16 protein-coding genes are annotated in these 12921 nt (G+C 60.3%); 11 read left to right on the top strand and 5 right to left on the bottom strand.

Annotated features, from left to right (window positions below):
* Window positions 1–9 precede the first annotated feature (9 nt).
* From RHM68_RS13325 to RHM68_RS13345, 5 genes are all read right to left on the bottom strand, one after another.
* Window positions 10–1437: a cbb3-type cytochrome c oxidase subunit I gene (locus tag RHM68_RS13325; RefSeq protein WP_322215307.1), complete on the bottom strand. Its 1428-nt coding sequence runs from the start codon at window positions 1435–1437 to the stop codon at window positions 10–12.
* Between the two features lie 3 nt (window positions 1438–1440).
* Window positions 1441–1881: a cytochrome c gene (locus RHM68_RS13330; RefSeq protein ID WP_322215309.1), complete on the bottom strand. Its 441-nt coding sequence runs from the start codon at window positions 1879–1881 to the stop codon at window positions 1441–1443.
* Window positions 1882–1984: 103 nt separating this feature from the next.
* On the bottom strand, window positions 1985–2242 hold the full coding sequence (locus tag RHM68_RS13335; protein ID WP_322215311.1) for a cytochrome C oxidase subunit IV family protein: 258 nt from the start codon (window positions 2240–2242) through the stop codon (window positions 1985–1987).
* An 11-nt stretch (window positions 2243–2253) separates the two neighbouring features.
* Entirely contained in the window at window positions 2254–2841 is a 588-nt protein-coding gene (locus RHM68_RS13340; protein WP_322215315.1) for a cytochrome c oxidase subunit 3, read from the bottom strand.
* Window positions 2825–3628: a CbbQ/NirQ/NorQ/GpvN family protein gene (locus RHM68_RS13345; protein ID WP_322215317.1), complete on the bottom strand. Its 804-nt coding sequence runs from the start codon at window positions 3626–3628 to the stop codon at window positions 2825–2827. The genes RHM68_RS13340 and RHM68_RS13345 overlap by 17 nt, the downstream gene beginning before the upstream one ends.
* A gap of 199 nt (window positions 3629–3827) precedes the next feature.
* On the opposite strand from RHM68_RS13345, the gene RHM68_RS13350 reads away from it, so the two are divergent.
* From RHM68_RS13350 to RHM68_RS13400, 11 genes are all read left to right on the top strand, one after another.
* A complete protein-coding gene (locus RHM68_RS13350; RefSeq protein WP_322215320.1) occupies window positions 3828–5519 on the top strand; it encodes a nitrite reductase in 1692 nt (563 codons plus the stop codon).
* Between the two features lie 24 nt (window positions 5520–5543).
* Entirely contained in the window at window positions 5544–5858 is a 315-nt protein-coding gene (locus RHM68_RS13355) for a c-type cytochrome (protein ID WP_322215322.1), read from the top strand.
* Between the two features lie 15 nt (window positions 5859–5873).
* Window positions 5874–6200, top strand: coding sequence for a cytochrome c (locus RHM68_RS13360; RefSeq protein ID WP_322215324.1), 327 nt, complete (start codon window positions 5874–5876; stop codon window positions 6198–6200).
* Complete coding sequence (locus RHM68_RS13365; RefSeq protein WP_322215326.1) at window positions 6197–7375, top strand: cytochrome D1 domain-containing protein; 1179 nt, start codon at window positions 6197–6199, stop codon at window positions 7373–7375. Before RHM68_RS13360 ends, RHM68_RS13365 begins: the two co-directional genes overlap by 4 nt.
* Before the next feature lies 1 nt (window position 7376).
* Entirely contained in the window at window positions 7377–7835 is a 459-nt protein-coding gene (locus RHM68_RS13370; RefSeq protein ID WP_322215328.1) for an Lrp/AsnC family transcriptional regulator, read from the top strand.
* Complete coding sequence (locus RHM68_RS13375; protein ID WP_322215329.1) at window positions 7832–8347, top strand: AsnC family protein; 516 nt, start codon at window positions 7832–7834, stop codon at window positions 8345–8347. The genes RHM68_RS13370 and RHM68_RS13375 overlap by 4 nt, the downstream gene beginning before the upstream one ends.
* Window positions 8340–8783 carry an AsnC family transcriptional regulator gene (locus RHM68_RS13380; RefSeq protein WP_322215331.1) on the top strand — a complete coding sequence of 148 codons (444 nt, stop codon included), beginning with the start codon at window positions 8340–8342 and terminating at the stop codon, window positions 8781–8783. Before RHM68_RS13375 ends, RHM68_RS13380 begins: the two co-directional genes overlap by 8 nt.
* Window positions 8758–9249, top strand: a complete 492-nt coding sequence (locus tag RHM68_RS13385) for a nitrite reductase (RefSeq protein ID WP_322215333.1) — start codon at window positions 8758–8760, stop codon at window positions 9247–9249. The genes RHM68_RS13380 and RHM68_RS13385 overlap by 26 nt, the downstream gene beginning before the upstream one ends.
* A gap of 38 nt (window positions 9250–9287) precedes the next feature.
* Entirely contained in the window at window positions 9288–10466 is a 1179-nt protein-coding gene (gene nirJ, locus RHM68_RS13390; RefSeq protein ID WP_322215335.1) for a heme d1 biosynthesis radical SAM protein NirJ, read from the top strand.
* A gap of 70 nt (window positions 10467–10536) precedes the next feature.
* The gene (gene cobA, locus RHM68_RS13395; protein WP_322215337.1) at window positions 10537–11376 is read left to right on the top strand and encodes a uroporphyrinogen-III C-methyltransferase; all 840 of its coding nucleotides are present in this window, start codon (window positions 10537–10539) and stop codon (window positions 11374–11376) included.
* Window positions 11373–12878 carry a cytochrome D1 domain-containing protein gene (locus RHM68_RS13400; protein WP_322215339.1) on the top strand — a complete coding sequence of 502 codons (1506 nt, stop codon included), beginning with the start codon at window positions 11373–11375 and terminating at the stop codon, window positions 12876–12878. The genes cobA and RHM68_RS13400 overlap by 4 nt, the downstream gene beginning before the upstream one ends.
* Window positions 12879–12921: the final 43 nt, after the last annotated feature.

Below are 12921 nucleotides of genomic sequence, written 5' to 3' on the forward strand. Positions count from 1 at the left end.
TATCTCGGCTCATGAAGGCACCACCGCGGCCGGAGCACGCAAGGCTGCGCGCCCCCGCTGCTTGAAGCTGAACAAATAGCAGAGCAGCCCCGCGAGGAATCCGACCCCTGCCCCCAGACGCGCCCAGAACAGCACCTGCAAATGTTCGACCGTGGCCATGAACGGCAACGCAATCCCGTCGGCCGGCCAGCGTTGTAGATAGATCTGTACGACACCGGCAGCCGTCAGCAACAGCGTGATCATCACCATCGACAACGTCATCAACCAGAAGCCCCAGATCTCAAGCTTTTGCGAGCGCTCGTCCGCGGCCTCACCCAAGCCGCGCAAGCGCGGCATGGCGTAGCTGATCAACGTCATCACGATCATTGCGTAAGCGCCATAAAAGGACAGGTGAGCGTGAGCATTCGTCAACTGCGTGCCATGAGTGTAGAAATTGACCGGTGCCAAGGTGTGCAGAAACCCCCAGACGCCGGCGCCGAAAAAGGCGGTCACCGTCGTCCCCTTGGCCCACAACGTCGCGGCGCGGTTCGGGTGTTGCCGACGACGGTTCTTCACCACACTAAAGGCGAATATCACCATGGCCAAGAAGGGCAGCGGCTCCAGTGCGGAGAAGATTGAACCGACCCATAGCCAGACCTCGGGCCCACCAATCCAGAAGTAGTGGTGGCCGGTGCCGATGATTCCGGTAATCAGCGCCATAGCGATGATCACGTAGAGCCATTTCTCGACCACTTCACGGTCTACCCCAGTGATTTTGATCAGCACGAAAGCCAGCATCGAGCCCATGATCAACTCCCAGACGCCTTCCACCCAAAGATGCACCACCCACCACCAATAGAACTTGTCGCGGACCAGGTTTCCAGGGTTGTAGAAGGAGAATAGGAAGAACACAGCAAGCAGGGTCAGACCGGTCATCATCACCACGCTGACCGTGGTCTTGCGACCTTTGAGCAGGGTCATCCCGATGTTGTAGAGAAAACCCAGGCACACCAGCACAATCCCCATTTTGGCGATGGTCGGCTGTTCCAGATAAACACGGCCCATGGTCGGCAGCAGCTCGTTGTGGGTCAGCCTGGCCAGCCCGGCATAAGGCACCAGCAGATAACCCAGGATCGTCAGCACACCGGTGACGGCAAATACCCAGAACAAAATGATCGCCAGCCTGGGACTGTGCAGTTCGCGATCAGCCTCTTCCGGAATCAAGTAGTAAGCGGCGCCCATAAAGCCGAACAGTAACCAGACGATCAACAGATTGGTGTGGACTATTCGCGCCACGTTGAAGGGGATGATCGGGAACAGAAAATCCCCGATCACGTATTGCAGGCCCATGATCAAACCGAACAGCACCTGGCCGAAAAACAGCATCAGGGCAAACACGAAGTAAGGTTTGGCCACGGCTTGCGAGGCGAATTTCAGATGCGGATTAGCCATGCTCATCTCTCAGCCCTCCTTGTTTGGCGGCCAGCCATTGGTGTTGATTTTCGAACTCCATTTGAGGAACTCGGCGATGTCATCCACCTCCTGGTCACTCAATTTGAACTGAGGCATCGCTCGCCGGCCCGGAATGCCCAGTGGCTGTATTTTCATCCAGGCATGCAAAAAAGGTTTAAAACCCTCCTCCCCGCCCCGACGCTGGAACACGTTGCCCAGTTCGGGCGCAAAGTAGGCACCCTCGCCCAGTAACGTGTGGCAGCCGACACAGTTGTTTTGCTCCCAGACCAGCTTGCCGCGCACCACTGATTCGCTTAACTGCGCTTCATTGCTGCGCACTGGAAAGGTCTGTTCCGTGTGATAGGTCAAAGCCAGGAATATCAGGAAGAAGAAGATGCTTCCCCCGAAGTAGATATTCCTGGCCATGCCTTTTGTGAAGGTGTCTGACATGGTCGCTTCCTCGTTGCTTGGCCCGTCCATGATAGGAAGCGAGGGCTTGAAAGCTGCTTGATGGCGATCAAGAAAGTCAGATCGTTTTGGTCAGGTATTACCTTTAACCAATTGAAACCAGGCTCAGCCCGACAACGGCTGCCAACACCAATGCCCAGCTCAACATCAACAGACGCCACGGGCGCGGCGCCCGACGTAGCTCCATGAAGCCGTCAGTGATCAGCCAGGCCTTGCCGACCGCCACCAGCAAGATGGCGGTCGATAACCACACCGTCGCGCCGACCCGAGCCAGCGCCACCGTGCATACGCTTAACGTGGCCAGCGCAGCCCAGCAGACGAGCAATAACCTGGATGCGGACATCAAACCTCCCGTCAATTGAGCACGTAGACCAGCGGAAACAGCACGACCCAGATCAGATCGACCATGTGCCAATACAGCACGCCACATTCAAACCCGCTGCGGTTGTCAGCGTTGTACAGGCCACGACGGCAGCGCTCGGCCAGCCCTCCGAGGATAAACATGCCGAGCACTACGTGGAGAAAATGAAACCCGGTAAGGATCCAGTAGAGGGTGAAAAACGTGTTGTGCTCCATGCTGAGTCCCGAGGCCAGCAAGTGCCGGTACTCGGTGACTTTCAGCACCACGTAGACACTCGCAGCGAACAACGCGATCAGCAGAAAAACAGCGCCTTGACGGGGCCGTGAGCGCCGGACTTGCTCCTGGGCCAGAGCAGCGAACAACCCGGCGGTGATCAAACTCAATGTCATTGCCAAACCGGTAGACGTGTTAAGCAGCAGCCGGCTATCACTGAACATTTGCGGCTTGAGTGCCTGGGTTACCGCGAACGCCAGAATCAGGATAGCGAACACCGTCAGCTCGGCCAGGATGAAAAACCACATCGCCAGATCGCCCGGCAGATGGCCACGGGAAACGTCGCTGGATTCAGCCAAAGTGGACATCAACCACGTCCATCAGCGCGGCAACCGTTAAAGGATCATCGCTCAGCGGCTCGGCCAGACACGCCATGCACGCCTCACGCGGGCTCATGCCGGAGCGGATCATGCGCGCGGTGAAAATCAGCAGCCGCGTCGAGGCAACTTCCTCCAAATCATGCTGATCGAGCCGGCGCAAGGCCTGTCCGAGCCTGACTACCTGTGCCGCCAGTGCGCTGTCCACCTGAGCCTCCCGGGCGACAATGCGTTCCTCATCGGCCACTGGCGGATAGCCGAAGCGCATCGCCACGAACCGTTGTCGGGTGCTGGGTTTCATGCCCTTGAGCAGGTTCTGATAACCGGGGTTGTAAGACACCACCAGCATGAATGACGACGGCGCCTTTAACACTTCGCCAGTGCGTTCCAGGAACAATTCCCGACGATCATCGGCCAGTGGATGCAGCACCACGACGGTGTCCTGACGGGCCTCGACCACTTCGTCGAGGTAGCAGATACCGCCTTCCCGGACCGCGCGGGTCAACGGTCCGTCCTGCCACCACGTGCCTTGGGCGCCGATCAAATGGCGGCCGAGCAGGTCGGCGGCACTCAGGTCGTCGTGGCACGCCACGGTGTAGAGCGGCAGTTTCAAGCGATGGGCCATGTGCTGGACGAAACGGGTCTTGCCGCACCCGGTCGGGCCTTTGATCAGCACCGGCATACCGTGGCGCCAGGCCTGTTCGAACAACACCTCTTCGTTATCGCGCGGTTGATAGAAGGGTTCGACGGGGTGTTCGCAAGACGGGATACGGTCCATGGGCTGCCTGTTCCAAAAGCGGATTCAAGGCACACGCTACGGGCGCCTGCGACAACCTGGCAAGTGACATGGCCGGCAAACTTGATCGCCGTCAAGCAAGCATTGGCCTGCTCAGGCATAGCCTTGCAGCGCACTAAGAACCTGCGTACTGCGCTGCCGTTCCAGCACATCGCAAAGGTCTTGCCTGAGGAGAAATGGAATGCTGATCAGCAATAGAAAACCGTTTGCCCTGACTGTCGTCACTCTCTGTTCGGCGCTGGCCATGGCGATAAGTCAGGTCGCTGGTGCTGACGAACCTGCCGCGGCTGTGGTCATCCCGCCCATGGTCAAAACCGCCGGCGCGCCTGACCTGAGCCAGGCCGAGTTCGACGCGTCCAAGGAAATTTATTTCCAGCGCTGCGCCGGTTGCCACGGCGTTCTGCGCAAAGGGGCCACGGGCAAACCCTTGACCCCGGACATAACCCAGTCCCGCGGGCAACCGTATCTGGAAGCGTTGATTACCTACGGATCACCGGCGGGCATGCCGAATTGGGGAACGTCCAATGCCCTGACCAAAGAGCAGATCACCGCGATGGCGAAATTCATTCAGCAAACGCCACCGACACCGCCGGAATGGGGCATGGCCGAGACGCTGAAGACCTGGAAAGTGCTGGTCAAGCCCGAGGATCGCCCGAAGAAGCAACTGAGCACACTCAACCTGCCGAACCTGTTTTCGGTGACGCTGCGCGATGACGGCAAAATCGCTCTGGTCGACGGCGACAGCAAGAAAATCGTCAAACTGATCGAGACCGGTTATGCGGTACACATCTCGCGAATCTCCGCGTCGGGCCGCTATCTGCTGGTGATTGGACGAGACGCGCGGATCGACATGATCGACCTGTGGCCAGTGGAGCCGACCAAAGTTGCCGAAGTCAAAGTGGGCATTGAAGCGCGCTCGGTGGAGACCTCCAAGTTCAAGGGCTACGAAGACAAATACACCATCGCCGGCTCTTATTGGCCGCCGCAGTTCACCATCATGGATGGCGAAACCCTGGAGCCCAAGCAAATCGTCTCGACCCGGGGCATGACCGTCGACAAGCAGGAGTACCACCCCGAACCCCGGGTCGCGGCGATCATCGCCTCCCACGAATGGCCCGAGTTCATCGTCAACGTCAAGGAAACCGGCAAGGTCATGCTGGTCAATTACCAGGACATCAAGAACCTCACCATCACCTACATTGATGCCGCGCCGTTCCTGCATGACGGCGGTTGGGACAGCACGCACCGCTACTTCATGACCGCCGCCAACAACTCCAACAAGGTCGCTGTGATCGACTCCAGGGAGCGCAAACTGACCGCGTTGGTGGACGTTGGCAAAACCCCTCATCCGGGGCGCGGCGCCAACTTCGAGCACCCGGTCTACGGTCCGGTCTGGGCCACCAGCCACCTGGGCGATGACGGTATCTCGCTGATCGGCACCGACCCGGTAAAACACCCGCAATACGCTTGGAAACAAGTCGCCTCACTCAAGGGCCAAGGCGGTGGTTCGTTGTTCATCAAAACCCACCCCAACTCCCGCCACCTGTATGTCGACACCACCCTTAACCCGGACCCCAAGCTCAGTCAGTCGGTGGCGGTGTTCAATCTCGACAAACTCGATGCCGGATACACCGTGCTGCCCATCGCCGAGTACGCCGGCATCAAGCAAGGCGCTATGCGCGTCGTGCAACCGGAATACAACAAGGCCGGCGATGAGGTCTGGTTCTCCGTCTGGAGCGGTCAGGCGGATGAATCGGCACTGGTGGTGATCGACGACAAAACCCTGAAGCTCAAAGCGGTAATCAAGGACAAACGCCTGATTACACCCACCGGAAAATTCAACGTCTACAACACTCAACACGACATCTATTGAGCTCCATCAATGCAAGGAATCGTCATGAAAAATACGCTGCCTTCACTGTTTGCCCTGACCGCTGCGCTGAGTGTGCAGCCGGCCATCGCGCAAGACGCGCTGGAGCTGTTCAAGAGTAAACCTTGCGCCGCCTGCCACTCCATCGACACCAAAGTGGTCGGCCCTGCGCTCAAGGATGTCGCGGCCAAAAACGCCGGCGTTGCCGGTGCCGTGGACACCCTGGCGAGCCATATCAAAAATGGCACACAAGGTAATTGGGGGCCGATACCGATGCCGGCCAACCCGGTGACGGAAGAGGAAGCGAAAACCCTCGCGAGCTGGGTACTGACGCTCAAATAACCCCGGGAGGGCGTCATGAACACCTATCGACACGCTTTGATTCTGGCGGCCCTCCTACTCTTTTGCGCGACCTCGGTTGCGGCGCCGGACGCCAAGCGTCAGGTGCAACTCGAACGCCTGCTGGCTCAGGACTGCGGCGCCTGCCATGGGCTGTACTTGACCGGCGGGCTAGGCCCCGAACTGACCCGCGCGGCATTAGCCGACGAGTCGCGGGCCAGCCTGATTGCCACCATCACCCACGGACGCCCCGGTACGGCAATGCCCGGCTGGGGCCCGCTACTCAGTGCTGACGACATCCGTTGGCTGGTCGATTTTCTTCTCCAGGGATATCCCGCACCATGATCCGTTCAATCCTACTGTCAGCGGCGACCGGCCTCTTGTTATCCGCCTGCGCTCAGTCGCCCTTGCGGGGCACGGGCGATCTTGGGGTAGTGGTGGAACGCGGCACCGGTAGCGTCCAAATCATCGAAAGCCAGACGCACACCGCCCTGGCACGACTCAAAGGTTTTGGCGACCTGTCCCATGCCTCAGTGGTGTTTTCCCATGACCAGCGTTATGCCTACGTTTTCGGCCGCGACGGCGGGTTGAGCAAAATCGACCTACTGACGCGGCGTATCGATCACCGGATCATCCAGGGCGGCAACAGCATCGGTGGCGCCATCAGTCAGGACGGCAAGCTGATCGCGGTGTCCAACTACGTGCCCGGCGGCGTCAAGGTATTCGATGCCGACACCCTGCAACAGGTGGCCGACATCCCCGCCACGGCCTTGGCCGATGGCAGCAAACGCTCTCGGGTCGTCGGCTTGGTGGACGCCCCCGGACAGCGCTTTGTATTCAGCCTGTTCGATACCGGTGAGATCTGGACCGCCGATTTCAGCCAGGGCAATTCACCGCAGATTAGCCGCTTCAAAAACATCGGCCAACAACCCTACGACGCGCTGATAACCCCGGACGGACGCTATTACATGGCTGGGCTGTTCGGCGAAGACGGGATGGCCCAACTCGACCTCTGGCATCCGGAACGAGGTGTGCAGCGAATACTCGGCGACTACGGTCACGGTCAGGAAAAACTCCCGGTTTACAAAATGCCGCACCTGGAAGGCTGGGCCGTCGCCGACAACCAGGCATTTGTGCCCGCCGTCGGCCACCATCAAGTGCTGGTGATGGATTCGCGCAACTGGCAACAGACGGCGGCCATCCCGGTCGCCGGTCAGCCGGTGTTCGTCACTTCTCGGCCAGATGGTCGACAGTTGTGGGTCAATTTCGCCTACCCGGACAACGACCGGGTGCAGGTGATCGACACCGAAACCCACGCAGTGATCGCCGACCTGCGGCCGGGCCCGGCGGTGCTGCACATGGAGTTCACCGCCCGTGGCGACCAATTGTGGCTGTCATCACGGGACGCTGATCAGGTGCAGGTCTGGGACCCGTACAGCCTGAAACGGCTGACCACCCTGCCGGCCAGCGCGCCGAGCGGCATCTTCTTCAGCAGCCGTGCGCAAAAAGTGGGGCATTGAAATGAACCTGGATCTGCTCAGTCGCCAATTGACGGATCGCTTCCAGCACGGCATGCCGCTGTGCCCGGAACCGTTTAAAGAGATGGCCAACGTCCTCGGTTGCGCCGAGGCCCACGTGATGGCCTGCCTGCAAGCCATGGATCAGGCCGGCACCCTCTCACGAGTCGGCCCAGTGTTCGAACACAGCCGCGCCGGAGCCAGCACCCTGGCCGCGTTCGCCGTGCCTGCCGAACGCCTGCATCAGGTCGCAGAGCGCGTCAGCCAGTATCCCGAGGTCAATCACAACTACGCACGGGAGCATGCCTACAACCTGTGGTTTGTGTTGACCGGCCCTGATCGACCACACATCGAGCGCGTACTCAACGAACTCGAAAAAGATACCGGCCTCACGCCACTGGACCTGCCGATGTTGACTGCCTACCGCATCGACCTCGGTTTTTCCCTGGGAGAAACGCCATGAAGACCGGCTTAACCCCCGGGCAAGCGCTGGCGCTGCGTCGCCACCTTGAAGGTGGCCTGCCGCTGGTATCACGCCCCTACCAAACCCTCGCCGAACGGATAAACGCCGACGAAGACCAGGTGCTCGGGAAGATGCGCCAGTGGCACGCGCAAGGCTTGTTTCGCCGGGTCGGCCTGGTGCTCAACCATCGTGCCCTGGGCTTTACCGCCAATGCGATGTTGGTACTGGATGTTCCGGACGCGCTGATCGACGAAGTCGGCCAGCGCCTGGGGCGAGCGCACGGCATCACCCTCTGCTATCAACGACCACGGCGTTTTCCGCAGTGGCGATACAACCTGTTCTGCATGGTTCACGGGCGTCACCGTGATCAGGTCGAGACGCATATTCAGGCATTGCTGAACGAGCACCTGCTGAGCGACCTACCCCATCAAGTGCTGTTCAGCACCCACGCTTTCAAACAATGCGGCGCACGCTTTTCAGCCTCTTTAGCGGGGGCCCCACACCATGGATGATCTCGACCGTCGACTGATCAATCGCTTGCAACTGGGGCTGCCGCTGGTACGCCACCCTTGGCAGGCGCTGGCCCGCGAACTGGACACCAGCAGCGCTGAATTGCTCCACCGCCTCCACGAAATGCTCTGCGAAGGAATACTCACGCGCTTCGGCCCGATGTTCGACATCGAGCGGCTGGGGGGCGCCTTTACCCTCGCCGCGCTGGCGGTGCCGGAAGCACGTTTCGAGGAAGTTGCCGAGCAACTGCACGCCCTGCCCGAGGTGGCGCACAACTATCGACGCGAACACGTCTGGAACATGTGGTTCGTCCTTGCCTGCCCGACAGTACAGGGGCTCGCCGAGGCCCTGCAGCACATCGAAAACCTGACCGGCCTGCCGCTGCTCAACCTGCCCAAAGAGGAGACCTACCATGTCGGTCTGTATTTCCCGGTCTGAAGAAACCCAGTCCCGGCGCCTGATCGAACTGACCCAGGCCGGCCTGCCATTGTTGGACGATCCATGGGCCTGGCTCGCCGAGCAGTTGCATCTGAGCGTCGACTCCACCCTGAATCTGCTCAAGCGCCTGCAAGCCGAAGGCGCGATCCGCCGGATTGCCGCCGTCCCCAATCACTACCGCCTCGGCTATCGCCACAACGGCATGACCGTCTGGGACGTGCGCGATGCAGACATGCCGCGCCTTGGCGCACTGATCGGCGCGCAGCCGTGCGTCAGCCATTGCTATCGGCGCCCGCGCCAGACCGCCTGGCGCTACAACCTATTCGCCATGGTCCATGGCCGCAGCAGCGATGAAATCAACGCCTACCGCGAACACCTGCGCTACTTGCTGGGCGACGCCTGTGTCGCCGACGAAATGCTGGTGAGCAGCCGCATCCTGAAAAAAACCGGTTTGCGGCTACCCTAAGCCGCCACGTTGAACACGTGATGACGCAGGAGAATTGCATGTTAAGGATCAGTCAATACCTGCGCGCGCTGAGCGGTCAGGCGCCCGCACCCAGAACCAGCCCACCGGGCAGTAATCTGCCGCCGGTGGTGATCTGGAACCTGCTGCGGCGCTGCAACTTGACCTGCAAACACTGCTACGCGACCTCGGCCGACAGTGTCTTTCGCGATGAACTGGATACGCCCGCCGCGCTGACGGTGATCGACGACCTTCACAAGGCTGGCGTGAAGGTGCTGATATTTTCCGGGGGTGAACCGCTATTGCGCGAAGACCTGTTCGTGCTCAGCACGTCTGCCCGCGCCAAGGGCTTTTTCGTGGCGTTATCCACCAACGGCACGCTTATCGATGAACAGAACATCGCGCAGATCAGCGCGGCAAAGTTTGATTATGTCGGCATCAGCATTGATGGCCTGGAAGCTACCCATGACGCCTTCCGCCAACTGAAAGGCAGCTTTACCCGCTCCATGCACGCAATCCGGCTCTGTCGCGAACACGGCATTCGTGTCGGCCTGCGGACTACATTGACTCAGGAGAACCACGCGCAGTTGCCCCAACTGCTGACACTGCTGCGCGAGTACGACGTACAGAAGTTTTACCTGTCGCACCTCAACTACAGCGGCCGCGGTAAACGCAGCCGCCAACTCGATGCGCAGCGGCAGATGAGCCGCGAAGCGATGACATCGATCTTCGAGCGCGCCTGGGAAGACATTCAACAAGGCCACGACAGCGATTTTGTCAGTGGCAACAACGATGCCGACGCCATTCTCTTGCTTCAATGGGCCGCGCTTCGCCTGCCTGCGTATTACCCGCACCTGGAAAATATGCTTCGCGCCTGGGGTGGCAACGCCTCGGGCAGCGGCATCGCCAATATCGATAACACCGGCGAGGTGCATCCGGACACCTATTGGTGGCAACACTCGGTGGGCAATGTCCGGCACACGCCATTTCGCACGCTGTGGCTGGATCAGCCGGATGCGCTGCTGTCTAGACTGCGAGAGCATCCCCGTACCGTTGGCGGCCGTTGTGCGAAATGCCGCTGGTTGCCCATCTGCAACGGCAATACCCGAACCCGCGCCTGGGCCGAGGGCGATCTCTGGGGCCAGGACCCCGGCTGTCATCTAAGTGATGAAGAGATCGGCGTGCAGCCGTCACCCATCATCCCTTGCGTGACTCACTGAATCGCCCGTCCGGCAAACCCTCTGACAAACGAGTGAGCCGGCCAACCTGATGAAGCACCAAGGACCTCCCATGCCTCCATCCATTGCACTACCGGCCGCACTTGAGTCGCCGTTCAGACCGGGCGAAGTCGCCCTGGTCGGCGCCGGCCCCGGCGACCCGCGCTTGCTGACCTTACGCGCCTGGAGCCTGTTGATGCAGGCCGACGCAGTGGTATACGACCGTCTCATCAGCGACGAATTGCTGACGTTGATCCCTCTGACCTGCGCGCGGCATTACGTCGGCAAGGCAAGCGGCTGCCACAGCCTGCCCCAGGAACAGATCAACGAACTGCTCGCCGACCTCGCCGATCAGGGGCAGCGCGTGGTGCGACTCAAGGGCGGTGATCCGTTCATCTTCGGTCGCGGGGCCGAAGAGCTTCAATACTTGCTGCAACGCGGCATCGACTGCCAGGTGGTTCCGGGGATCACCGCCGCTTCCGGCTGTAGCGCCTATGCGGGGATTCCGCTGACCCACCGGGACCTGGTCAACTCCTGCCGCTTCATCACCGGGCACCTGCAACGCGACGGAGAATTGTCACTGCCCTGGAGCAGCCTGGCCGACAGCACTCAAACCCTGGTGTTTTACATGGGGTTATCGAACCTTGGGGTTATCGCGCGGCGCTTGATCGAGGCCGGAATGCCCGCCGATATGCCGGCGGCGCTGATCTGCAACGGCACGCGGCCCGACCAGCATGTCGCCCGGGGCTTGCTGTATCAATTGCCGACCCTGGCGCTGGAGTGCCCGCCCGGGATTCCAACGCTGACGGTGATCGGCACAGTGGTCGATCTGTTCGCCGAACAACCACTGGAATACCCGGCGCGCCTCTACCCCACTCAGGTGCTGCAACACCCGATCGAAGTGACGCGATGAGGCGCCTCGTGCTTGCACCGCTGCTATGGGTCACTGCCGTCCAGGCCGGCGCTGCGGTACCCTCCTCAAGCGCGATTCTTGAACAGGCCGCGAGCAACTACCGACAACATTGCCAGAGCTGCCACGGCGCCAACCGTTTCGGTGCTGCCGGCCCGGCCTTGCTGCCGGAAAGTCTGAGCCGGATCAAACCGGAGGAAATTCGCAGCGTGATTGAAAGCGGTCGCCCTGCCAGCCAGATGTCAGGTTACGCCGACGTACTCAGCGCCGCGCAGATCGAGGCGATGGTCGACTATTTGCAGCAACCGCCCACAACGGCGCCGACCTGGAGCAACGCCGACATTCTCGCCAGTCACTCGCTACTCGCCGATATCAGCAAGCTGCCCAACACGCCTCAGCATGGGGCCGACCCGCTGAACCTGTTCGTGGTGGTGGAAGCGGGCGATCATCACATCGATATCCTCGACGGTGACCGCTTTGAAGTGTTGGCACGGTTTGCTTCGCACTTTGCGGTGCATGGCGGGCCGAAGTTTTCGCCGGACGGCCGCTTCGTCTACATAGCCTCTCGCGATGGCTGGGTCAGCCTGTACGACTTGCACAACCTGAAACTGATCGCCGAGGTCCGCGTGGGGCTCAATACCCGCAACCTTGCGGTAAGCAAAGATGGACGCTGGGTGCTGGTGGGCAATTACCTGCCGGGCAATCTCGTGGTGCTGGATGCCCGCGACTTGTCGCTGATCAAAACCATTGCGACAATCGGTCAGGACGGTACTGCGTCACGGGTCAGCGCGGTCTACACCGCCCCGCCGCGTGACAGTTTCATCGTGGCGCTCAAGGACGTTAACGAGGTCTGGGAGCTGTCGAGCGCCGGCACACCAAACTTCGTACCACGACGAATCCATGCCGAAGATGTGCTAGACGACTTTTCCTTTTCGCCGGACTACAAGCAACTGCTGGCCACGTCGCGCAAGGCCAAAGGCGGCCAGGTGATTGACCTCGACAGTGGCAAGGTGGTCACCGATATACCGCTACCGGGGATGCCGCACTTGGGGTCCGGAACTTATTGGAAACGTAACGGTGAGTGGGTATTCGCCACGCCGAACATCAGCAAGGGTCTGATCTCGGTCATCGATTTCAAGACCTGGAAGCTGATCAAGGAAATTCCGACCCTGGGGCCGGGTTTCTTCATGCGCAGTCACGTCAATTCACGTTACGCCTGGACCGACGTGTTCTTTGGGCCCGACAACGATGCGATCCACCTGATCGACAAACAAACCCTGGAAATCGCCTACACCCTGCGCCCGATGCCCGGCAAGACCGCCGCCCACGTCGAGTTCACTCGCGACGGCCGCTACCTGTTGCTGAGCATCTGGGCCACTGATGGTGCGCTGATCGTTTACGACAGCAATACCCTCAAGGAAATTAAACGCATCCCGATGAACAAGCCCTCGGGCAAGTACAACGTCGGCAACAAAATCGAGTTTGCCGAGGGTACGTCGCACTAACCCGAATACGGGATGTACCTCATCACAGGGTTGTCACTCACCT

It is taken from the genome of Pseudomonas sp. DC1.2, from assembly GCF_034351645.1.
Lineage (GTDB): Bacteria > Pseudomonadota > Gammaproteobacteria > Pseudomonadales > Pseudomonadaceae > Aquipseudomonas.

What these genes read in the sequence shown, in the direction of transcription:
- RHM68_RS13325 (WP_322215307.1), bottom strand. Translation starts at nt 1,437, where the DNA reads ATGAGCATGGCTAATCCGCATCTGAAATTCGCCTCGCAAGCCGTGGCC.
- RHM68_RS13330 (WP_322215309.1), bottom strand. Translation starts at nt 1,881, where the DNA reads ATGTCAGACACCTTCACAAAAGGCATGGCCAGGAATATCTACTTCGGG.
- RHM68_RS13335 (WP_322215311.1), bottom strand. Translation starts at nt 2,242, where the DNA reads ATGTCCGCATCCAGGTTATTGCTCGTCTGCTGGGCTGCGCTGGCCACG.
- RHM68_RS13340 (WP_322215315.1), bottom strand. Translation starts at nt 2,841, where the DNA reads ATGTCCACTTTGGCTGAATCCAGCGACGTTTCCCGTGGCCATCTGCCG.
- RHM68_RS13345 (WP_322215317.1), bottom strand. Translation starts at nt 3,628, where the DNA reads ATGGACCGTATCCCGTCTTGCGAACACCCCGTCGAACCCTTCTATCAA.
- RHM68_RS13350 (WP_322215320.1), top strand. Translation starts at nt 3,828, where the DNA reads ATGCTGATCAGCAATAGAAAACCGTTTGCCCTGACTGTCGTCACTCTC.
- RHM68_RS13355 (WP_322215322.1), top strand. Translation starts at nt 5,544, where the DNA reads ATGAAAAATACGCTGCCTTCACTGTTTGCCCTGACCGCTGCGCTGAGT.
- RHM68_RS13360 (WP_322215324.1), top strand. Translation starts at nt 5,874, where the DNA reads ATGAACACCTATCGACACGCTTTGATTCTGGCGGCCCTCCTACTCTTT.
- RHM68_RS13365 (WP_322215326.1), top strand. Translation starts at nt 6,197, where the DNA reads ATGATCCGTTCAATCCTACTGTCAGCGGCGACCGGCCTCTTGTTATCC.
- RHM68_RS13370 (WP_322215328.1), top strand. Translation starts at nt 7,377, where the DNA reads ATGAACCTGGATCTGCTCAGTCGCCAATTGACGGATCGCTTCCAGCAC.
- RHM68_RS13375 (WP_322215329.1), top strand. Translation starts at nt 7,832, where the DNA reads ATGAAGACCGGCTTAACCCCCGGGCAAGCGCTGGCGCTGCGTCGCCAC.
- RHM68_RS13380 (WP_322215331.1), top strand. Translation starts at nt 8,340, where the DNA reads ATGGATGATCTCGACCGTCGACTGATCAATCGCTTGCAACTGGGGCTG.
- RHM68_RS13385 (WP_322215333.1), top strand. Translation starts at nt 8,758, where the DNA reads ATGTCGGTCTGTATTTCCCGGTCTGAAGAAACCCAGTCCCGGCGCCTG.
- nirJ (WP_322215335.1), top strand. Translation starts at nt 9,288, where the DNA reads ATGTTAAGGATCAGTCAATACCTGCGCGCGCTGAGCGGTCAGGCGCCC.
- cobA (WP_322215337.1), top strand. Translation starts at nt 10,537, where the DNA reads ATGCCTCCATCCATTGCACTACCGGCCGCACTTGAGTCGCCGTTCAGA.
- RHM68_RS13400 (WP_322215339.1), top strand. Translation starts at nt 11,373, where the DNA reads ATGAGGCGCCTCGTGCTTGCACCGCTGCTATGGGTCACTGCCGTCCAG.